Annotated in this window: 16 protein-coding genes and 2 pseudogenes; 15 read left to right on the top strand and 3 right to left on the bottom strand. The window is 41.9% G+C overall.

The window, feature by feature from the left end; genetic code table 11:
- On the bottom strand, positions 1 to 204 hold a 204-nt coding region (locus C558_RS0128090; RefSeq protein ID WP_018759627.1), incomplete at its 3' end, for a transposase.
- Positions 205 to 687: 483 nt separating this feature from the next.
- On the opposite strand from C558_RS0128090, the pseudogene C558_RS33485 reads away from it, so the two are divergent.
- From C558_RS33485 to C558_RS0128065, 4 genes and pseudogenes are all read left to right on the top strand, one after another.
- Positions 688 to 1338 (top strand): annotated as a pseudogene (locus C558_RS33485) (ATP-binding cassette domain-containing protein); the annotation flags it as partial.
- Between the two features lie 363 nt (positions 1339 to 1701).
- Positions 1702 to 3615: a serine hydrolase domain-containing protein gene (locus C558_RS0128080; protein WP_026264180.1), complete on the top strand. Its 1914-nt coding sequence runs from the start codon at positions 1702 to 1704 to the stop codon at positions 3613 to 3615.
- Between the two features lie 40 nt (positions 3616 to 3655).
- A complete protein-coding gene (locus tag C558_RS34860; protein WP_018759625.1) occupies positions 3656 to 3811 on the top strand; it encodes a hypothetical protein in 156 nt (51 codons plus the stop codon).
- A gap of 568 nt (positions 3812 to 4379) precedes the next feature.
- Positions 4380 to 4985: an SGNH/GDSL hydrolase family protein gene (locus C558_RS0128065; RefSeq protein ID WP_018759624.1), complete on the top strand. Its 606-nt coding sequence runs from the start codon at positions 4380 to 4382 to the stop codon at positions 4983 to 4985.
- Positions 4986 to 5143: 158 nt separating this feature from the next.
- Here the strand turns inward: C558_RS0128065 and C558_RS0128060 are convergent, their stop codons facing one another.
- On the bottom strand, positions 5144 to 6643 hold the full coding sequence (locus C558_RS0128060; protein WP_018759623.1) for a stalk domain-containing protein: 1500 nt from the start codon (positions 6641 to 6643) through the stop codon (positions 5144 to 5146).
- Between the two features lie 367 nt (positions 6644 to 7010).
- On the opposite strand from C558_RS0128060, the pseudogene C558_RS0128055 reads away from it, so the two are divergent.
- From C558_RS0128055 to C558_RS32070, 10 genes and pseudogenes are all read left to right on the top strand, one after another.
- A pseudogene (locus C558_RS0128055) lies at positions 7011 to 7221 on the top strand (ATP-binding protein); the annotation flags it as partial.
- A gap of 93 nt (positions 7222 to 7314) precedes the next feature.
- Positions 7315 to 7470, top strand: coding sequence for a hypothetical protein (locus tag C558_RS35130; protein WP_018759622.1), 156 nt, complete (start codon positions 7315 to 7317; stop codon positions 7468 to 7470).
- A gap of 126 nt (positions 7471 to 7596) precedes the next feature.
- Entirely contained in the window at positions 7597 to 9945 is a 2349-nt protein-coding gene (locus C558_RS0128045) for a S9 family peptidase (RefSeq protein WP_018759621.1), read from the top strand.
- 394 nt (positions 9946 to 10339) lie between these two features.
- Positions 10340 to 11113 (top strand): DUF4097 family beta strand repeat-containing protein, encoded by a 774-nt coding sequence (locus C558_RS0128040; RefSeq protein WP_018759620.1) that lies wholly within the window; start codon positions 10340 to 10342, stop codon positions 11111 to 11113.
- Between the two features lie 773 nt (positions 11114 to 11886).
- Positions 11887 to 13014, top strand: a complete 1128-nt coding sequence (locus C558_RS0128030) for an NADH:flavin oxidoreductase (RefSeq protein WP_018759618.1) — start codon at positions 11887 to 11889, stop codon at positions 13012 to 13014.
- Positions 13015 to 13654: 640 nt separating this feature from the next.
- Complete coding sequence (gene yjcZ, locus C558_RS35060; RefSeq protein WP_083927297.1) at positions 13655 to 13786, top strand: sporulation protein YjcZ; 132 nt, start codon at positions 13655 to 13657, stop codon at positions 13784 to 13786.
- A 1191-nt stretch (positions 13787 to 14977) separates the two neighbouring features.
- Positions 14978 to 15874, top strand: a complete 897-nt coding sequence (locus C558_RS0128025; RefSeq protein ID WP_018759617.1) for a cation diffusion facilitator family transporter — start codon at positions 14978 to 14980, stop codon at positions 15872 to 15874.
- Positions 15875 to 16307: 433 nt separating this feature from the next.
- Positions 16308 to 17294 (top strand): glycoside hydrolase 5 family protein, encoded by a 987-nt coding sequence (locus tag C558_RS0128020; RefSeq protein WP_018759616.1) that lies wholly within the window; start codon positions 16308 to 16310, stop codon positions 17292 to 17294.
- A gap of 651 nt (positions 17295 to 17945) precedes the next feature.
- Positions 17946 to 19079 (top strand): phosphodiester glycosidase family protein, encoded by a 1134-nt coding sequence (locus C558_RS0128010; RefSeq protein WP_245583895.1) that lies wholly within the window; start codon positions 17946 to 17948, stop codon positions 19077 to 19079.
- 88 nt (positions 19080 to 19167) lie between these two features.
- Entirely contained in the window at positions 19168 to 19470 is a 303-nt protein-coding gene (locus tag C558_RS32070; protein ID WP_018759613.1) for a DUF4367 domain-containing protein, read from the top strand.
- 343 nt (positions 19471 to 19813) lie between these two features.
- Here the strand turns inward: C558_RS32070 and C558_RS0128000 are convergent, their stop codons facing one another.
- Positions 19814 to 21085 carry an IS110 family RNA-guided transposase gene (locus tag C558_RS0128000; protein WP_018759612.1) on the bottom strand — a complete coding sequence of 424 codons (1272 nt, stop codon included), beginning with the start codon at positions 21083 to 21085 and terminating at the stop codon, positions 19814 to 19816.
- Between the two features lie 282 nt (positions 21086 to 21367).
- Between C558_RS0128000 and C558_RS0127995 the strand changes: the two genes are divergently transcribed.
- Positions 21368 to 21634, top strand: coding sequence for a hypothetical protein (locus tag C558_RS0127995; RefSeq protein ID WP_018759611.1), 267 nt, complete (start codon positions 21368 to 21370; stop codon positions 21632 to 21634).
- Positions 21635 to 22036: the final 402 nt, after the last annotated feature.

Below are 22036 nucleotides of genomic sequence, written 5' to 3'. Positions count from 1 at the left end.
TTTGTGGAAAGTGTTCTGTCCACGACCATCTTCTAACGAAACTCCTTTTTGAGACTTCTTAACCCAAACGAGCACCTGACATTTACTACGTATATTCAATTGCTTCGCTACTTCTCGAGAACTTACCCCTGACTCATAAAGTCGAATGGCTTCGTTTTTTAATTGTTCCGTGTATTGGATGAATACTTGTCCCTTTTTTGCCATGAAAAATCCCCTCCGGTTGCAGCTTTCAAGTCCATTGTACCAGTGGACTTTTCTTCACTGTCAACCATAAGGGGATAATATCAAAACCGCGGTTTTTTTATTTTATCGGTACATATGTTTGACCCGTCAACCGAATTTGCCGATGTCTATAGATGAGATGCCGACAAATACCACGAAAAGGAAATGCATGCCATATTCATTTTCTTAATCGGGGTAATACCAGCGTAGCTGACACCACTCGCAAACGCATGGATTAAAATGGTAAATATCAGCGAGGTTGTTTACGTCAATGATACGGTCACAGACGGAGCGAGACTGCCGACATAGTAAACCTTATGAAAAAACGGTTTTCACGGTTCGATTCAATCAAATGACCTTTTGAATTTTTGAAACTTAGTGATTTGTAAGATTTTTGTAAGAAAAAAAACAGAAAAATGACAATCTTATTTATTAATCTATATAACAGAAGGCGAGGTTATGGGCATGGAATATGTCGTGAGAACCAATTTGCTAACCAAAAAAAATACACGTTAATGAAATTGTTTCAAATGTAAGTATAACGATTAAGAAAGGAGAAATTTATGGACTATTAGGTCCTAATGGAGCAGGTAAGACTTCCATTATGAAAATACTTACCAATCTCCTACAACCAACCCGTGGCGAGATTGAGTTTTTTGGACAAAATCTATGCAATACTTCCTATGAACATTTAAAACGAATAGGGAGTATTATGCATTATCGAATACCAAATTTTTATGAGAAGCTGACTGGTCGTGAGAATTTGGAACTTCATTGTAATTTTATGGGATATTACAATAAAAATGCAATTGACCAAACGTTAAAACTGCTTAAATTAGAGGGTGTCGATCAAAAAAAAGTAAATGATTTATCACTTGGAATGAACAGAAACTTGGAATTGCTAGAGCGATCATAACAAAACCGGAGTTCCTCATTCTTGATGAACCTATAAATGGACTTGATCCAATCAGTATGAAAGAAATACGAAATTTATTTACGAGGTTGAATAAAGATTATGGCATAACATTTTTGATCTCTAGTCATATCATGGGCGAAATCGAACAAACCGCAGATACGATTGGGCTGATGAAAGATGGGGAATTAATAGAAGAGTTAAAATACCATGTATATTCAATTAGCTGTTAACGACTAAAAAAAACATTGTTTGTATTAGAACACGAGTTAAACCTGTTATAAAAAGACTAGAAACAATGGTAGCAATAAATGTGAATATCCCAATTGTCATTAACTTCGCTTGCATCAATTTTCTTCGATCAATCGGATAGATCCTCACCTCTAGTTTTAGAGATTTCTCCTTAGGAAGAACGCTGTTTACCCCAATTTCATTTGGTATAGGCGGAGTATTACTCAGTTATTTTGCAATTCGTAATGTCACAAAGGAAGATGTATTGTAATACCTTTGATAGGATCACCTATCTAAGGTGTATGCATAATAGATCAAATATAATGAATATCCAGATGAATGAGGGATTAAAATTGAAAAAAATAAATCGTTTCCTTGCATTCTATTTGTTATTGTCAATAGTATTCGCAAACTGTTTTCCTTCTGTCATGTATGCTTCCAATATCAAAACATCATCTGATATAGAAAAAGTGATGGATAGTGTAGTGAAAGAAGAAATGGATAGACTTCATATCCCTGGTTCAGCCGTGGTAATTACAAAAGGTGATAAGATTCTGTTCAGCAAAGGATATGGTTATGCAGATTTAGAAAAGAAAAAAAAGTTAGATGCAACGACAACAATTATGCGAGCTGGATCTCTTGCTAAAACTTTTACAGCTAGTGCAATCATGCAGTTAGTTGATCAGAACAAAGTTGATTTGCATCAAGACATTAATAAATATTTAACAGATTTCAAGACCACTAATTACAAAAATTACCCAATTACATTGCATCATCTTCTGACTCATACAGCTGGCTTAGATGAGTATTATTATGCTAGAGATGCTCTATCTAGCAAAGATCTATCGGATACACGCCAAATATTGAAATATTATTTTCCAAACCAAGCCCCAATTCGAGAGCCAGGGGAACAATTCCAATATAGTAACGTTGGTTTTGGTTTAGCTGGAAATTTGGTAGAACAAATAACAAAACAATCCTTCCAAAGTTATATGAAGACACATGTCTTTGGACCTCTGAATATGAATGGGGCTACCTTTGATTTTCCTGAGAAAAACCCAAACCTAGCTTCTGGTTATGCTTATACAGGAGATGGGTATCAAAGAATGAAGGATTCACGTATAAGTTTACCAGGGGGTGGCGGGTTAAACCTCGTTCCTCAAGATATGGCTCCTTTTATGATCATGCAACTTAATCAAGGGAAGTATAAGGGAAGGACGATTATACAACCATCATCTATCAAGCAGATGCAGGCACAACAATTTACAAGTCATCCGAGAGTAGATGGAGTGGGATATGGTTTATTTCATGGGAAGTTAACAAACGGTGAGCCACTTATTATAGGTAAAGGAGTTATCAACGGATATGTTTCCAAAATGTTTCTCATACCTTCACAAAAAGTTGGAGTGTTTGTAATTGCTAACTCCGTACAATCTGGAGACGAATTACATTGGAAAGTAGTAAATACATTTGCAAACAATTTTTTACCAACTCCCCAAAAAATAGTGCTTACACCTACAAATTCAGGAATAAATACAAAGGATATTGAAGGGCAATATGAATTAACCTTAACACCAGAACATGGTTGGGGAAAATGGTTAAAGTTTTTAGGAGCTGCCATCTTACAGGTAGAAGCTCAATCTAATAATAAATTGAGGGTAACTGGTTCTTTTCCACATGAAGGAGAGGAAATAAAGACCAAAGAATTTTTACAAACTGATAAAGGTGTATTTGAGGAAATAGGTGGTATACAACAACTCACCTTTAAACAAAAAGAAGGTCACTGGGAATTATCTGGTTCAGTAGATTTTACATTTCTTAAAAAATCTTTTTGGGAAAGACAAACTACCTTAATGTCAATCTATATTGGTAGTGGACTGGTTTTTGTGATTACCTTTTTAGTTTGTTTCATTTATGGGTTCATTTGTCTCGTTAGAAAGAAGAAGTATTCCATTAATTTACTATCAATTGGTGGCATCGCAGGATTAAATACCATTTTTGCAGTAACTCAATTCTTTTATGGCAATAGTCATGTCGTTTATGGATATCCATTTTGGTATATATGGGGAATAAGTCTTCTACCAGTTATCTCTATGATAGTCGCCCTCTATCTTTTGATCACCAAAGGAATTTCCCTAGTTAAGGGTGCAAACATTGTTTCCATATTGCAATTTATATTTGCATTAATCGCTGTCATATACACGATCTACTTATATTATTGGAACCTACTACCTATTCACTATTCATAAATAAAAACGGATCTATCCGGGCCGCGGAGCGATCATGATTATGGACAGAGGCCAATGGTTATTCCTGCTGCCTTGCCGGGACGGCCATCCGTTGCACTTCATGACGACCGGCTGGACAGATGACGGATCGCCGTTCGAGATGTTTCCGATCTGCTTCGAGACGGATGATATTCACACCATGTATGATTCATTGTAATAGTCAGGAGTATGGACGGAGGAGACGGTCCGCGATGAGGGAGGCTGTGGATTGCAGCTGGACTTCAAGGATCCGGACGGCAATAAGTTTCAAGTGTGGCAGCAACCGGTCGCGGCCGGTGTGCCTGTTCAATAGCCCGATAGCTGGACTACTATGATCCCGGTGCCATTACATCTACTTAACGGGTGGTTGTATCAGCTCCGATGGTACTACCTCATTACTAAATTTCAATGTTTATAACCCCAGCATCGAAAGCAGCTGCTATTTGTTTGGTTACACAAGGCACAACAATTCAAATTATCTTGAAAACCTAATGACGTAAGAACCTTTTTATCGATTCTCATCATAATTAGTATGTGTTAGCACTTTACATTTGCGCAAAGGTCTTTTTCCAATTTAAGGTTATTGAGCTAACTGGGAACGATAGGTTAATAATTTACTAAAACGCGGCTGCCGGCATAGATTGGCAGCCGCGTTTTGCGCTAACGGGCAGGATTGTTTAGCTCAAGGGCGAATAGAATAAGCAAAAAACTGTTTTATCTAAATCAGAAATGGAAGGATGAGCAGTATGAGCCTATCGGCAACAATCAGCAATTTGGAAAACGGCAAACATCAGCACATCGTCGTTTATGGAACCAGTCTAACCGAAGGCGGCGCTTGGGTCAGCGGATTAAAGGAGATTCTGGATCGCCGGTTTCCAGGGCAAGTTAAGTTGACCAACAGCGCCAAAGCTGGACAATGGTCGGGCTGGGGACTTGAAAATTTGGAGGAACGTGTAATCGCTCTCGCTCCCGACGCCGTTTTTCTGGAATTCGCCATAAACGACTCATATTTACCTTATCAGACGAGTGTTACGAAATGCGGTGAAAACCTGAATGATCTTATCGATCGAGTTCACGCTGCCAACAAGAATTGCGAAATTCTGTTGATGACGATGAATCCACCAGTTCGGGAACACCTGGAAATTCGTCCTCTGATTGAGCAATATTATCAGGTGTACAGAGATACGGCTTGCAAGCGCGAACTTTTGCTCATAGACCATTACCCGGTTTGGCTGAGAATGTTAGACGAAAATCCCGCCGAATTCGACCGGCTTATTCCGGATGGAATTCACCCTTCGGACGAGGGATCAACTAAAATAACGCTTGCCGAAATCGTTAAGACCTGGTTGTAGCAACATAAGGTATTTATCATTGGAATAGAAATCATTAGGCTAACGGGACTCGATAGTTGAATAACACACAAAATTGAGCAGGGTAGGATCGAGGAATCAATGGATAGCTGGTGAGAGAGATAAAACAGCGGGTGGCCAGAGGCCATCCGCTGTTCTGCTTAATGTACTTGCACCTGTGTATTCATCCGTAACTGCTGCAGCTCTGAATCCCATGTGATCGAAAGGCCGAGTCCCTTCTCGAAGAGTTGATAAGGAGCAGCGACAGCACCTGTTAAAGAAGATACAGATTCAGGGAGCTCGATAGCTTGGTCATCCACTAGAATAATACTTTCCCCGCCGCGGAACGTGAAGGATCGGCCTTCATATTCAATCGTATAGGAAAGTGTGCCCGATGGATCTTGATTGGTCACAAACCGTGCTCCGAGTGCTCGGGTAATCGTAGTTATCGGAATATGAACTGTATTTGCACTCACTCGCGGAGCAAATATCGAGTTGATCACTTGTCCATCAATCATGATGTCTACAGCAATATTGGTCTTAATCGGGAGATAGATCATGCCATCAGGTGAAGCTGCCGTTGCGCCAACTGAATTAAAATGGTTGCCGCCCCAACCCCATACTTCGCCGCGTTCAGAGATCGCCTGATTGTGGTAGGTTCCTGCGCTGATCGATTTGATCTTAGGTAAGCCGTTAACCTTGCCTTGCTTGCCTGTAACCGTTCTTCCATAGCTATATACATCGCCTGCTGTCGTTAGGAACAGTGTGTAAAAGCTAGCTGCTCGTACTTCTTTAACAGTCAATTTAGGTTGAACGGGAGTTAGCTTTCCCTTGGCGTCCAAAGTCCTGACCTTGCCTTTCTTGTCTAGCGCAAATAAGGCTTGCTCATTAGAAGTGACGGAACGAATATTGGATAATCCTTTCATCAGTACAGGCTTAGTAGGAGTCTTGATATTGGAATTGGACATGAGTGATGGTTCATTCCAGCTCCATACGGTGCCATCCCGTTTCACGGCATAGACTTGGTGGTTGGATACATGTATCTGCACCACATTGTCAATGCCGCTCACAGCAGCGGGTTTCCAAACGTCATTCGAATCATTCTTGTTCAACTCACGCTGCCACGACCATACGCTCCCGTCTTGACGAAGCGCTACACCAAAGTCCGAGCCTGATGCAACAGTGACTGCATTTGCAATTCCTGCCACCTGCTGAGGCAGTACAGAATGGATCTTATTGTCATCTGAACGCGGTGCTGTTCCCCATGTCCATACCGTTCCATCCGACTTAACTGCGAGATTGTGTCCGTCTCCGCTAGTAGCAATATGCTTGATATCCGACAACAAGCTCAGACGAACAGGCCCGTCTGTTTCCGATATGGTAACGGTTTCTTGTATCCCTATTTCGCCTAATAGGTTGCGTCCCCATGTCCATACCGAGCCGTCCTTGCGAAGAGCGATCGAGTAATAATTACCTGATTCAACTTGCGTGAATTGCAAGGCATCATGGATTCCTTTCTCCGAAGCAGAAGCGGATACAGGAATCGCTGTCCCGACAAGCATAAGGATCATGGCGATGATTAGCGGCTTAAAAGCAATTAATGCTGCGGAATGCCGGATGGGTGAAGATTGAGTCTTGTAGATAGAATTAGGCGATCTCATGGATAGTTCATCCCTTTCGTAAGATTAGTATGAGTAGATATATACTAGATTGACGCAGGTTGTTGTTAAAAAGTTCCAAGAGGTATTGGGGTGAATGAACATTAATCCAAGTAACGGCAGTAATCATTGAGAACGAGGAAGGTCAGATCCTCATCGCTCGACGTCGACAGGTAAGTCGTAAGCAAGTATGTGGGAGTTTTCTGGCGGTATGATTGGAGAAATTATCGGGTACATCCGCTATCATACCCATGACCCGATGCTATCGGTAGACGAAATCAGGCCAAGGAGCTGTTGGAAAAGACGAAAATGCAGGTCACCGAAATTGCGGAGCAATCCGGTCTTCAGACGAAAAGCCACTATTTTCACTGATGCGATGCATATCGATCATGTGTTTGAACGGATGTACGCTGGAAGATTCGCGGAATAAGTTCTATCAAGGCAGCGGACTGGGTCTTACGATTACGAAGCGGTTGGTGGTGAGTATGGGCGGGTCTATCCACCTCCGCAGCAAGCCTTATGAGTTAACGGTGTTTACCGTTCAATTGAAAAAAGTTTTTCATGAGCATCATCGCACATAGAGTCAGCTTAAGAAATTCGTAAGAGTAAAGTAAGAAAAAAGAAGATTACGTCCTATAAGATATCGTTATGAGAGAGCGAGAGGAGGAAAGAGTATGGAGCATATAGTACGAACGATTCGATTGAGCAAGGCTTTTCAAGGGCTGGAAGTCGTCCCGAATGTCAATATGAATATGAAGAAAGACGAAATCTACGATTCTGCTAGCCGTGATTGGGATAGCGGTTGGATACATGGCGATTCGCAAAATTGATCAAATCAATATTCGTTAACTTGGTAGAGTATAATTGATATTTTTTGCGTCTCAAATAGATGTAAATAACATTCATTCCCTAAAAATTCAGGGTAACGCTGCCAGCAGAGAGGGGAAACTTAAAGCATGATTACAAGAAAAAGACTAGTCTCCGCAGCGATTGCGACTATGATGGCCATATCCGTTCCCGTGTCAGTCATGGCACAGGATGGAGCGAAAAAAGCAGCACCATGGTATCAAGATGGAGTACAGACACTTATAACGAAGGGAATTGTTGACAAAGGGGTACAACAAAATAAAGAAATTTCTGTTAAAAATTTTATCCGCTATGCGGTAGTATCACTTACATATCAACATGGCATCGATCCGATGAAGGTTGCTTCCGAGAAAGGGTGGTTGAAGGAAGGAGAAATCACTTCCGTTGACGCTCCAATCAAACGCGGCGAGATGGCACGCATGATGGTGCGGGCACTCGGCAAGGAACAGGGAGAAACGAGCTTGGCCGAATATGCGGCAAGCGCCAAGGCACTTGGGCTCATTCAAGGGAATACAGATGGAAGCTTACACGAAGATCAGCCAGTGACTGTAGCTCAAGCGGCTATTATGCTTAAAAATTACAGAAATAAAATGCTATCAACGATGGACGACAGAGGTGTGTCACAAATTTCCGTGGAAGACTTCTTTCGGAGTTCGGGCAGCTTTGGGTATGAGCTTTCTCCAGATGGCAAGTATCTTTCTTATGCGGGTACTTGGGAGAACCGTTCCAATGTGTTTGTAGAGAAAATCGGAGAGAAAAGCGAACCTATTCGCGTGACAAGCTCAAAAGATCGCGATATCGCCGGCTTCTTCTGGAAAGGCGATAACATTCTATATCGCAAAGATAAGGGCGGAGACGAGAATTTCCATGTATATTCGTCCACTTTTAATGGCAATAAGGAAGTCGATTTGACGCCTTACGATAAGGTAAATGTTCAACTCGTGAGCGAATTATCTGGTGTGAAAGACGAAATTCTGATCTCGATGAATAAAGAAGATGCTGCCATCTTCGATGTATATAAATTGAATGTAAAGACAGGGGAAACGAAGCTGATCGCCAAAAACCCAGGGAACATTATGGCATGGGTAGCTGATCGCCAAGGTAAGATTCGACTCGCTTCTGAGAGCGACGGTGTCGTAAGTACATTGTTGTACCGCGATACGGAGGAAGAAGCGTTCAAACCGCTGGCTACGTTAAATTTTGGGGATACGATAAATCCGCTTGGTTTCTCGGCAGACGGTAAATCGATCTATGCGGTCTCCAATAACGGTCGGGACAAGACGGCGCTCGTCAAGCTGAATTTAAAGGGTAAGGAAGAAGTTCTGTATCAGCATCCGGAAGTTGACGTGACTGGAGCATTTTACGACAAAAATCAAGATAAAATGCTGGCGGCTATCTATGTGACAGATAAAACGCATTTGGCGTTTTTCGATGATAAATTCGAGGCGATGTACCGCAAGTTGCAGCAGAAGCTTGGCGTCAGTGAAAGTGAAATCGGGCTAAACGATTATAACGAGGATATGACGAGGCTGATCGTTCGTGTTTCGAATGACAAGACTTACGGGATGTATTATTTGTACGATAGCGTATCCGGTGAGTTAACATCCTTAGGTAATCTGAGTCCGTGGCTTAAACCAGATCAGATGGCTGATATGTATCCGATCTCTTACAAGAGCAGAGACGGATTAACAATTCATGGTTACTTAACATTACCGAAAAATAAAAAGCCTCAAAACCTGCCGATGATCGTTAATCCGCATGGTGGGCCGTGGACACGTGATATGTGGGGCTTCAACCCGGAAGTACAATTGCTCGCAAACCGCGGGTATGCCGTACTTCAAATGAATTTCCGTGCATCAATGGGGTATGGGAAGTCCTTTATGGATGCAGGAGATAAACAATGGGGATTGAAAATTCAAGATGATATTACTGACGGTGTGAAGTGGGCGATTCAGCAAGGGATTGCTGATCCGAAACGAGTTGGTATTTATGGCGGATCGTTTGGCGGATACTCAACCTTGACGGGCATTACGAAAACGCCGGAATTGTATGCTGCTGCTGTTGATTATGTAGGTATATCGAATATGTTCTCGTTCTTGGGAACGATCCCACCGTATTGGGAGACCATGAGAAATCTCTTAAACGAACGTGTCGGCGATGTCGAAAAGGACAAAGTAATGTTGAAGCAAGTTTCGCCGGTGTTCCACGTCGATAAGATCGTAACTCCTTTATTCGTGGCTCAAGGGGCTAATGATCCGCGGGTGAACAAAGCAGAATCCGACCAAATTGTCGAAGCACTCAAAAAACGCGGCGTGCAAGTGGAGTATATGGTCAAGGATGATGAAGGACATGGCTTTACCAACGAAGAAAACTTGATCGATTTCTTCAATATAATGATCAAGTTTTTGGATAAAAATTTGAAGACGCAGAGCAAATAAGGTAAGAATTGCTAGAGAAAAGGTAACTATGCTATAATTTATGAAATTATACAAAACGGATGGGGTAGCACCTCTCTTACTTTGGTGAGAGGGGTGCTTTTTGCGTTCATTCGTTCATTTTATGGAGGTGCAAGGTGAAATTAGTTGGGAACCGAGTCCTCCTATTACGAATTCATTTATTGAATCAGAAAAGTGAAATGAACGGGACACTATAGCACATAGAGTCAGCTTAAGAAATTCGTAAGAGTAATGTAAGAAAAAAGAAGATTACGTCCTGTAAGATATCGTTATGAGAGAGCGAGAGGAGAAAAGAGTAGGAAGCATAAGTACGAACGATTCGATTCGAAGACTGGTTAGTCAACACATCTATTGCAGAAGAAAGGAAGATAAACGTTTGAACAACAATATGAAGTTAGCTATGATTCTCCTGGCCGCTGCCAGTATCGGACTCGCCGGATGTACGAAAGTCACTAGTACATCTAGTTTGTTCCAGCAAAACTCTTCTATATCGACAAACACAAATGTATCGAATGCAGTAAAAGGGGATATTTCTCAAATAGATGTTACTAACATTCTTTCCTTAAAAATTCAGAGTAACGCTGCTATAGTTACAGTCATAGGCGACAAACAAATCAATCAAGCAGAATTGGAATTATCCAAGGGCAACTCACATGGAATGGATACCAACGTGACTACGTCGACCCAAGATGGAACATTACAGATTATACTTGAAAATAAACAAAAGATCATAAATACGGGACCATTGCCCTCTTTAACGATTCGTCTTCCGTATAAAGAATTCAAATCCCTTGAGATAGAAAACAAAATGGGCAACATTTCCGTTGAGTCAGAATTGTGGGTCCAACACTTAAATGTGAGCAGCAGTGCCGGCGACATTACTGTAACGGATGTCATTGGTATGGAAAGCAGTAACATTTCTAATAACGTTGGTAACGTCGAATTCGCTCTACCTGATCAACCAGCACCTCTAAATGTAAATCTATCAACAACAATAGGAAAAATCTATAATCAGGTTGCTCTTGAAAAAACAACAAATACCACAAAGGTTGTATCCAAAGAACTCCATGGATATGTTGGTAAGGCTCAATCCGAGAGTGCAACACTCAACATTTCCACGCAGGTGGGCGACATTCTGTTCAAAAATTAAGTGTCATCATCGTACCAGGCTTGCCATTATCATGATTACGTGAATGAGAGACGTTAGAATATAGTTCATCGAGATTATATCCATCCATAAGAGCAAAAACTAGATTCAAAGCTCTTATGGGAGGTTTTATTTAAGTGATTTTTGGTGAAGGGCAACAACAAAATGTGAAGGTCGACGACATATGTCGGGTGACAAAAACATAGTAACATTAGAAGTCGCTAATTATGCGGCTTTTTATTTTTATGATATCAAGTTCTTGTCAAAACACAATGACAAGAACTTGATATCATTCCCGACGGATGACAAGAACTTTGTTACATTCCTGATATGATCTCATCGGCAGCAGGCATGCTTAAAATAAGCCACTTCTGTTAAACTAACTTATAACAGGTAGTGTCATTGCGCTTTTGGGACACGATAGTTAAATCATGATATAGGCAGCCGGTCAAACGATCGGCTGCCTATATCATTAATGTAACGGGCAGTATTCTTCAGCTGCATATGTTAAAAATATAGATGGTTATCAACGAGTAGGCTCCTCAATTTGGAGGGAGGGTCGGTTAATGTGGAAACCTTATGAAGAAATTAGGAAACACCCCGCTGATTTCAGAGTTAAGTATAAATTATTATCACAATAAGAAGGCGGTATGTAAAAAGTAGTGCTTTGCAAATAGTATGGTATAGTAAATTCAATAACTGTAATAATATATATGACAGTTTAAGTCGCGAGGCTTATTAAACCAGAATTTATTCATAATGGAGGTAATACTAAAATGAATAATCATAAAATCCAACCTGCCTCCAAACTAGGACCTTTATTCGAGTCTTTCAAGCTTGGTACTTTGAAGCTAAAGAATCGGGTCGTCATGGCTCCAATGACGAGAGCCTTCTCTCCCGGAGGAGTGCCGGGTCCTGATGTGGCTGCTTATTACCGTCGCCGTGCCGAGAACGGTGTAGGGCTTATTATTACGGAGGGCACTCTGATCAACGATCCGGCTGCCACCAATAATCCGAATATTCCGAATTTCCATGGGGAGGAAGCACTGAAGGGCTGGGCTAACATCGTCGCGGAAGTACATGAAGCCGGTGGGCTGATTATGCCGCAGTTGTGGCATATCGGCACGGACCGTAAGGTAGGAGCCGTTCCGAACCCGGAGGAGTTGCCGATCGGACCTTCAGGCTTGGATCTCGCGACCGGGGAAAAAGTCAATGAGCCGATGAGCCAGGAAAGGATCGATTCCGTTGTTGCCGCTTATGCACAAGCGGCGGCGGATGCCAAACAGATCGGCTTTGACGGGATTGAGCTTCATGGTGCTCACGGCTATTTGATCGATCAGTATTTTTGGGAGAAAACGAACCAACGCACCGACAGCTATGGCGGAGACCTTGTGAAAAGAACCCGTTTTGCGGCTGAAATTATTGCGGCTTGCCGTCGCACCGTAGGACCCGATTTCCCTATCCTACTACGGATATCGCAATGGAAATCAAGTGATTACGAGGCGAAATTGGCAGCCAATCCGGATGAACTGGCCAAATTCCTTGTGCCGCTTGTAGAAGCGGGCGTTGATGTATTTCACTGTTCGACCCGCCGCTTCTGGGAACCGGAGTTCGCCGGTTCCGATCTGAATTTCGCAGGCTGGGTTAAAAAATTAACCGGCAAACCTACAATTACTGTGGGCTCCGTAGGTCTGGATAATGAGTTTCTATCTTCGTTTAGAGGGGAAAATGCAGGTACGGCGAACGTGGATACCTTGAAAGACAAGCTTAACAATCGAGAGTTCGATCTGGTTGCAGTCGGCCGTGCACTGCTGGTTGATCCGGCATGGGCGGCTAAGGTCCGCGATGGCCGGCTTGACGAGCTGAAGCCTTTCACCCCAGAAGCACTGCGTTCGCTATCTTGATTCTGCTGTAATTCTATTTTTTAACTATTTGATCGGGCACTCTGAGTTAGTGGGAGAGCCCGCTTTTTTTGTAATATCAGAATTTATAGGTTTTCAACTTTATGACATTCCCGGCGGATCCGCTGCTACACGTTATTACCGGAATCCGGTGGTAGACTGGCGTTTCGCCGAATTCTAAGACCAATTGATGCGCTGTAGGCAGGATAATACGAAAGAGGGTTAGGAAATATAAATTAAAGAGGAGATGTAAAAATAGCGGCAATTATTACTATCTCAGTCGAAGGATGAACATTGAATGCTGCTTAGTTACACTAACGGGACACGATAGTTGAATAATATACATTAATAAGTAGGCGACTGAAGCCTGCTTATTCTAGTAATCAAAAGTAACTATGTATATCAAGATAAAGTGATAAATGGAATTATTGAGATAGATCAGCAGAAAAAAGGAGTAACAATGATGGAGCATTTTCGTCATACTCGTGTTGCGATCCGTTGTGAAAATATTCGAAATTGCACCGAGGATCAGATGATGATTGTCTTTATTTCAATATAGTGAAATAACCAGTAACAAACATCCAAACAAAGTGAAATCAGCCTTCATAACCTAACGTGTACTCAGTAATAGGGAGGTGTTGGAATGTCCGAGTTACGTGGAGGTTTGTTTACAAATACAGCTACTATCCTTGTGTTGTTCATCCTGTTAGTTATAGTCGCTTGCGCTTGTATGGGTGGTATAGGTGGCCTCGGTGGTGTAGGTTGCGGTTGTTAATAAAGCCTATATAGTACAGATTAGTTAGAGCCTAATGTCGATAATTTGATATTTGAAATGAAGTGAGCCTCGGAGTGATCCGAGGACCAATTATCTAAATTCTAGTCTTCGTTCATCTTTCGATTAGCTATGCGAGAAGTACAAGCGCGGAGTTCAAAAACAGAATAACGTTAAAATAACGCCCACTGATGGAGTTGACCTTATGGCTTCATTGGTGGACGTTTTGTACTTATAAGCAGGTGGTACGATTGAACTAACGGGACACCATTGTTCAATAAAAACATGGAGGCAGACAGACGATCTGCTGCTTTTTCCTCGCAAACAGGATGGTACATCTACTCGAGGCTGATCTTATGCGAAATTCTTAATACGGTGATCATGAGGCTTTCACCATACTGCTCATGCCGACCTATTTGGCCCATGAGAATTGAGAAGATAATTCATTGGTTTAGTAACAATAATCCAAGCAAGTAGAGAGATATCTTCATAACATAACGTGTACTTCATAGGAAGGGGGTGTTAAAGACGTCCGGTCTATTTGGTAGAGCATTACAAGCACAAGGACCATACTTGGCTATTGAGAATCGAGTTGCATGGGGCGCAAGGATAAGGGGGTAACTTTGGGACGTTACGGGACGAGGTTCGTTTTAATTTATCCGTAGTAATACTAGGAACAATCTATCCCGATCCTTATATGAAGTGAAAGGATTGATATTTATGACATTTCGCCAACAAGCAAAATTATTACAGGGAAAGAAAGTACAAGTTACAACTACCGGCAGCGTATTTACTGGTACTCTTTTATCCGTTGGTACAGACTTTTTAATTTTAAGCTCTATAATTAGAGGTCGCAGAAGACGTCTCATCATGCGATTAGCCGAGATAATTCTGCTTTCGAGATTATTGCGCTAATATAGGAATAAACCCAGAATCCAGGTGATTTCATCTGGATTCATTGCTTACTATAAAGTTGAATTTCCAAATAAACTATAAAAAATACATAAGGCAGTTACGCTATAAAATCACGTTATCAGTTTCGTATAACCAATTGTTTTTAGTTCTACCATAAGATTTGACCATAATCAACTTATAAGGTTATAAGCAACACTGTTTCTCTAGACCCACTCGAATATCATCGTTTAGAATGTTCTAGTTGACCTTAACAGTTTAAAGATATGTGAGGAAAGAATAATGAACGATTATAACAAGCAATCAACATTTGCGATATGGATCAGCTTTATTAGTAATATCGTATTGACTGTCATCAAACTAATGGTTGGATTACTCTACAATAGTCCTGTTTTAATTGCAGACGGGGTCCATAATGCAGGAGACATTGTTGCTACTGGTGCAGCTCTAACCTCCATGAGAGTGTCCAAACAACCTCCTGATGATGACCATCCTTATGGACATGGTAAAGCAGAAGTAATAAGTGCGGGTATTGTAGCCATTATTTTAGTATTGGCTGCAGTATATATGGCATATCATTCAGTAATGGTATTATTTGAGCCTCCACAAAAAGCAACAGTCATCGCTCTGATTGCGGCATCCTTTTCTTTAATCCTGAAGCAAATACTTTACCTATATACAATATCTATTGGAAAAAAAACAAATAGCAATGGATTGATCGCAACCGCTTATGATCATCTAGCCGATGTATATGCATCCATTGCGGCAGTAATCGGTATTGGATTAGCAATACTTGGGGATTATTTACAGATTGATATTCTATCATACGGAGATCCCATTGCTGGGATCATCGTGTCTTATTTTGTGTTAAAACTCGCAATTCATATGGGGAAGGCAGCAGTTGATGTGCTGATGGAAAAGACTGTAGATCAAGAGAAAATGGATGCATACATCCATCGAGTACAATCCGTTCAAGAGGTAAAGCGAATTGATAAAATTCGCGCAAGAGAACATGGCCATTACATTATTATTGATGTAAGAGTCGGAATTCAGGCGGAATTAAGTATACAAGAAGGACATGATATATCTAGGCATATTAAACAATCCATTATGAATCAGCATCCAGAAGTTGAAGAAGTGTTAGTTCATTTAAATCCATGGTACGGCGACGAAGATTAACAGCACCTGAAAGGTGCTGTTTTTATTGTGTACTGTCCAATGACACAAAAGTGCCAACATAACTTGACGGTGAAAAGCTTGATAAATCAGGCTTTTCTTATTTTTTGTAGGCACATTTGTGTCATGAAAAAATGCACAAATGTGCCTACATAATCGTTATTTGACACAAAGTTACCTACATTGTCGCGGATAGTGATTTAAAGGGAAATACATTCATGTTTTAAACTATGTTTTATCGCAGATTATTGAGCTAACGGGCAGGTTAGTTCCAATATATGTTAATATTAAGGAGCAATATATGGTTAATAAAATAACAGGGGAATCCCAAGTGATTAATGAATCACCAGTGTTTTCTTGTTAGCAGCGATTTTGAGTTTAATGACAGATTTAATTGGTACAGTAATAATTGGTTAATCTGAAGGAGTGGTGCTGAATGAGTAGTACTGATCACGTAAATGAGACTGAATCGTTTACATTCGGAGTATTTCCACTCGGGCTGTCAGGCGGCCCCGACGGGGTTGCAACAGGCCCGCCCGATGATTTCGAGCAGATGGTTCTCGCAATGAAACGGCTGCAGGGAGATGGCGAGCCGTTATTAATCCGCTGGTATATAAGTTGGACTGGAGCCGAGTCGACGGAGGGGGCTTTACAACATATTGGCCAGATGGCTTCGATTCCAGCATCATGGGATATGGTCTTGTGCTACAGAGATCCACGCGGCGACGTCGATGCTTGGATCGATTTTGTGAAACTCGTGGTAACCAGATATGGTAACCACTTGTCCAACGTACAAGTAACGAGTGAAATCAATCTGGTGGGATTCTCGGAGGCTGCCGACGGCAGCTCGCCGAGAGCCATAGAAGCTCTGGTTAAAGGGGTAATTGCGGCAGGACGGGCAAAGCGAGGATCCGATCGGAACGCTTCGATTGGCTTCGCCGTTGTTCCGGAGATTGATCCGCACTCAGGGACCTTTTGGCCGAGTCTAGCCAAACTCGGCGGAACAGAGTTCGTTGATTCCTTGGACTATGTCGGACTGGACATGTATCCGGATGTATTTGGCGGTCGTATTGTTAAGAACGAACTAGCCAGCGCTACTGAGCAACTGCTACGTTCTTTCCGTGAGTTAGCCTTGCCGATAGCGGGGATCGGGCCGAACGTGCCGATTCATATTTGTGAGACCGGCTGGCCTACCGGTCCCGAACGCTCAGAAGAACATCAGTCCTTTGCAATAGAGACCGTTCTATGTACCGCATACGCGAACCGGTTCGAACTTAACGTAACACATTGGGAATTGTTCACGCTTCGCGATGCGGACAGCAGTAAGGACAACATGTTCTATCAGTTTGGAATCTTACGAGACGATTATTCGCCGAAACCCGCCTTTGAACGACTCTGTCAGGTGCTCACTGAACTGCGCTGAACTTTATTTTCGAGCCAGATAGGCGAATGAAACTTTCTGGCTGTTTGGTGCGTAAATTCGTGATATTTAAGCTTCATTTCTACGCTAAGGGGACACTATAGTGCAATATGCAACTACAAAGGCAGCGATCACTTAGATCAGCTGCCTTTCTCAACTAACGGGCAGTTTAGTTGAAGATTAATTACGGTGAACCGTACCATAAATAGAGCGAAATTTTCCTGAAAAGTGAGAGCGACCCGTACTTGGTGTACGTGCCGCTCTTTTTCGTGGACTAGAATTTGTTTTTCTGCGCTTGTGAGGAAGTGAATGTCGCCTTCGGGGTTGAAGGTTGCTTCGAGCGTCAACAAGATTATTTAGAGGATTTATTGAAAAAGGCTGTGACTAATGCCAACAAAACAACTTATTCAAGACTTTTCTTGTAATTCAAAAAAAGCCCCAGACATTTTTGAAGGGCACCCCTTATAGTAAATATTGGAAAAACACCCTGTTGTTTAAACCGATGGTAACTATAGGGGGTGCTTTTCGTTATGGCGAGCATAAATAGATGTTCTCCAAATGTCGATATAAGTAATATTACCTATTTTGTTGATTGTGGGTATATCGAAAGCAAGGGGAGCTGAAGACACAGAGATGAGAAAGAACTATTGGCTAGTGTTATTGGGAGTAACGCTGTTACTGGCTGGAGGACCGTGGCAGCAAGTCGCTGAAGCAGGGGGAATACGAAATTATGGCTATATGGATACAAAATCCAATCGAACTTATGTACCTATCCGCTATTTGAGTGAGCAATTGAAGTATAGTGTGGCTTGGAACGAGCAAGCTCAAGAGATTACTGTAAGTAAGGAACAGAATAAGATCATTCTCACAATAGGAAAGAAGACGGCAATTTGGAATGATAACACGATTCAGGTAGATGCTGCACCATTCGTGCGCGGAGGAGTTACCTATGTACCGATTCGCGTCATGATTGATGCGATGAACCTGCCTTTGGAATGGGATAAATCTGGTTCTACGCTGGTCTTTCAAAATGGTGAACAACCCTCGAAATTGCCTATTATTTCACTAGAACGCGAGGTATCGTCACAGCCAATAACGAAGAAACAGCAAACGTTCAATGTCGGTCAAAAACAGATAAAAGCCACGATCCTGCAAATCGATCTGTTGAGCAAGGATATTCAGTTAGGTGTTGCTGTAGCTAACAACAAGATTGGAACAGTAGATTCTTTAAAGCATATGGCAACAGTTAATAATGCTGTGGCAGCAATGAATGGAACGTATTTTGATGCGTATTCTAACACAGGGATACAGAATCCATTTGGATATATCGTGCAGAATGGAACTGTAGTAAATAAGAGTCCAGGTGATAAGCGATCTGTTTTGGTGTTCACGAAAGATAATCAAGTGGAAATACTGTCGGGGCAAGACTTTCAGATACGTGTGAAGGAAGGGCAAATATATGGCGCCCTGCAGGCAGGTCCGCGCCTTGTGACAAACGGAGAAGTCAAGGTTGATCCAGCAACAGAAGGATTCAGAGATCCAAAGATTCTTACGAACAGCGGTTCTCGCAGTGCTGTGGGAGTAACGAGAGATCATAAGCTCATATTGGTAACCATACCGGGTGCGAAAGTAACAGAACTGGCACAAGTGATGCTGCAGGTAGATGCGTATCAAGCGATGGGATTAGATGGCGGGGCATCGAGCGGGTTGTACTATCAAGGTTCTTATCTAACATCTCCTGGTCGTGAATTGAGCAATGCACTACTCATTTATCAAAGCAAATCATAATTTATAAGCATAACAAAACAGCGCCATCGTCATGCCACTTCTTCCGGCATTGCGATCGGCGCTGTTTTGCTTTCTGGTTCATAACCACTTGGGTTTGGGGCTGTTTGGAATAGAAGAACATAAGTCGGATGGCTATAAAATCAGGCGAGTTGAAACCATAAGTGATGTTCGTAACCATACTAGTACAGATAAAACTATTGTTGAGGAATTTAAATTTGATGTAAGAGGAGAAAAAATCAACATAAACGGAATCGAAGCGCGATTTGTACCATGGGCTAATCACAAACCTGGTGGATATCTTCGTTGGGTACAAGATGGTACTTTTATTAAAATTGACAGTGGAGCCTTGTCCAAGGAGATGATGGTCAAGCTGGCAAAGTCGATGAAGTGAGCAAGTGATTTCGCCCTTGCTTGAAATACGGAAAGATAGTTAGAGAAAGCTAATTGAAGACCAGGACAATATGAAGGCGCGAGGAAATAAAGGGGGAGGTTAGAACCCCATATTCTTCCATATGCTGCACACATTCTCCACGCCGCCCCTGGAGGTTCTCACTCCCATGTCTCAACGGGTCTTTGCCCTCTCATTCCTTCGTTACGCCTGTCCAAGGGGTGGAGGCCGGTCTTGCTAACGGTACGGGTCGGTGCCCTTTGGTTGAATGTATCCGGTACTCCGTGCTTTCTTTGAAACCCTGCGAATAAGCCAAAATTCGTACGACGAAACGGTTATATTAAGCTTAAGCTGCTAGTTGAGTTGACATCGTTTTATGAGGATTGTATGCCTCGTTGCTACGAGCCATCCCTACGAGAATGCGAGCTAATTTACCACATAGTTTCATCAGGGACCTCATTTTCTTCATCTTTTTCACTTGAACATTGTACGTATGGATCGCTTTGAACTCCGGATTGTTCGCAATTAAACTCATGGCCATCATAAAGATGAAACGGCGGAGGCGAGATCGTCCACGTTTACTAATCTTCATCTGACCCGTCCATTTCCCAGAGCTTGCTTCTGCGAGGTTAAGGCCAGCATGCCGCAGTAGAGCATTGCCATGAACAAATCCGCTTAAATCGCCGGCTTCACCAAGAATTCCAGCGAGTGAAATGGCGCTAATTCCTTTGACAGCAAGCATGGATTTAGCAAAAGGTATGCGATCTAACACGGCGATAATCTCCGCTTCTACTATGCTTAGCTGCTGGCAAGCAAGGTCGTATTCATCGAGTAACTGCTTCAAGTGAAGCTTGTAGGCATTCGTGGCTTGTCTAGAACCCACAGAGCTACTAGCAGGGGCGATAAGAGCTCGAGCTTTTCGCTCACCAGAATGACGCTTCATCAGTGATTTCCAGCCTTCGATGATTTCTCTTGGCTGTAGTTTTCGAAGTTCTTCAGGTGTAGGAAAAAGACGAAGTGTGGCCAACGAACCGGTGCACATGAGGTTCTTAAATACCTGCCGCAACTCGGGGAAAACAATGTCAACAAAGCGATGGATTTGGTTTTTAGCACTCACGAGTCTCGTCACGACAGAGTCGCGGTTTGAGAGATAAACACGCAGCTCTTCAAATTCCTCAGGCGTGCTGCGAATGAAAGAGTAATAGCCGTTTTTGACCATATCTGCAATAACAAGTGCATCCTTTTTGTCGCTCTTGGAAGGCGTATTGTCACGGTTTTCTTTGTTCTTTTTCACGAGATGAGGATTGACAAGAACGACTTCGAATTGGTGATCCGAGAGCCACTTGGAAAGGTTAAGCCAGTAGTGACCGGTAGGTTCCATCCCGACAATGTTGTTAGTTAGAGTGTGTGATGCTTGTAGAGATTGCACCCACCGAAGGAGATTGTGAAATCCTTCTTCATCGTTTGAAAAGGAAAGGGGATTCCCAATGGCGATTCCTCGAAAGTTCACCGCACGTGCTACATGAGTTTGCTGGGCGATGTCGATCCCGACGACGAGGTGCTTGGCGGTAATCTTTTCAATGAGTTGATTTTGTTTCTCCTGTGCCTTAAACTTCATAGTAGAGCGTCCTCCTGGATGATGGGATTTTAAGGGCTATGACCCGTTGCGTACTCCCATCGTACCGAGGCGCTTTTCTTTTTGCAAAGATGAAATTAATCCATCTAAAGGAATGCTAACGGGACACGATAGTTCAATCGCAACAAGAAGGCAGCCGATTATCGATTCGGTTGCTTTTTTCGTTACGCTAACGGGCAGGATTATTTAATCCACTTCGCCGAATAATTCAATATCAACTAAAATTACATTATTAAAACTAGACGGAACGGGCGGGAAATTGCGATGTTGAAAAAAATCATACGAAAAACAGTATTTATTTATTCTATTTTTGGTTTGATTGTTGGAATTGGATTGCTTATAGCTTCATTTTTTACAAATGAAGTAGTTTATCAATACGGCGAAAAAGTAATTGCGAGTGGCGTTAAAGCAGGTATGATTGGCGTTCCAGCTTGTGTACTAATTGCGTCGTTTATCGGATTCATTCACGCTATATTTTTGTGGTTTCCGATTGTCTATATTTATAAGAAGATATCCAGCAGGAAAAGTTAAATGATTTGAAGGCTAATCGTAGAATTGATATTTTTCAATTGACCCATTCAGCTAACGGGACACGATAGCTCAATAAAAGACATTTGAAGGTAGCTGACTTCTTGAGATCGGCTGCCTTTTCTCAACTAACGGGCAGGATAGTTTGATATTACTATAGAAAAGTATGTTCTAATCTGTTCGACCTGCTTGCTGATTTTGATGAATATAAAAACGAGACAGACTTGATACTTACGAAATATCATAAAAAGGGGAGGGAAATAATACATTTAGGTGAACATGTCCGGAAACCAAGTAAACTTAGTGGCCCAAATAAGTTAAATAATAAGTAACGCATCAAATAACTAAAAAGGAGTTTATTCAATCATGCGAAATATAATTACTTACATGTATATCTTCCTGGTA

The organism is Paenibacillus terrigena DSM 21567 (assembly GCF_000374845.1).
GTDB classification, from domain to species: Bacteria; Bacillota; Bacilli; order Paenibacillales; family Paenibacillaceae; genus Paenibacillus_K; species Paenibacillus_K terrigena.
This window is presented reverse-complemented; position numbering and strand designations above follow the sequence as displayed.

What these genes read in the sequence shown, in the direction of transcription:
- C558_RS0128080 (WP_026264180.1), top strand. Translation starts at nt 1,702, where the DNA reads ATGAATGAGGGATTAAAATTGAAAAAAATAAATCGTTTCCTTGCATTC.
- C558_RS34860 (WP_018759625.1), top strand. Translation starts at nt 3,656, where the DNA reads ATGGACAGAGGCCAATGGTTATTCCTGCTGCCTTGCCGGGACGGCCAT.
- C558_RS0128065 (WP_018759624.1), top strand. Translation starts at nt 4,380, where the DNA reads ATGAGCCTATCGGCAACAATCAGCAATTTGGAAAACGGCAAACATCAG.
- C558_RS0128060 (WP_018759623.1), bottom strand. Translation starts at nt 6,643, where the DNA reads ATGAGATCGCCTAATTCTATCTACAAGACTCAATCTTCACCCATCCGG.
- C558_RS35130 (WP_018759622.1), top strand. Translation starts at nt 7,315, where the DNA reads ATGGAGCATATAGTACGAACGATTCGATTGAGCAAGGCTTTTCAAGGG.
- C558_RS0128045 (WP_018759621.1), top strand. Translation starts at nt 7,597, where the DNA reads ATGATTACAAGAAAAAGACTAGTCTCCGCAGCGATTGCGACTATGATG.
- C558_RS0128030 (WP_018759618.1), top strand. Translation starts at nt 11,887, where the DNA reads ATGAATAATCATAAAATCCAACCTGCCTCCAAACTAGGACCTTTATTC.
- yjcZ (WP_083927297.1), top strand. Translation starts at nt 13,655, where the DNA reads ATGTCCGAGTTACGTGGAGGTTTGTTTACAAATACAGCTACTATCCTT.
- C558_RS0128025 (WP_018759617.1), top strand. Translation starts at nt 14,978, where the DNA reads ATGAACGATTATAACAAGCAATCAACATTTGCGATATGGATCAGCTTT.
- C558_RS0128020 (WP_018759616.1), top strand. Translation starts at nt 16,308, where the DNA reads ATGAGTAGTACTGATCACGTAAATGAGACTGAATCGTTTACATTCGGA.
- C558_RS0128000 (WP_018759612.1), bottom strand. Translation starts at nt 21,085, where the DNA reads ATGAAGTTTAAGGCACAGGAGAAACAAAATCAACTCATTGAAAAGATT.
- C558_RS0127995 (WP_018759611.1), top strand. Translation starts at nt 21,368, where the DNA reads ATGTTGAAAAAAATCATACGAAAAACAGTATTTATTTATTCTATTTTT.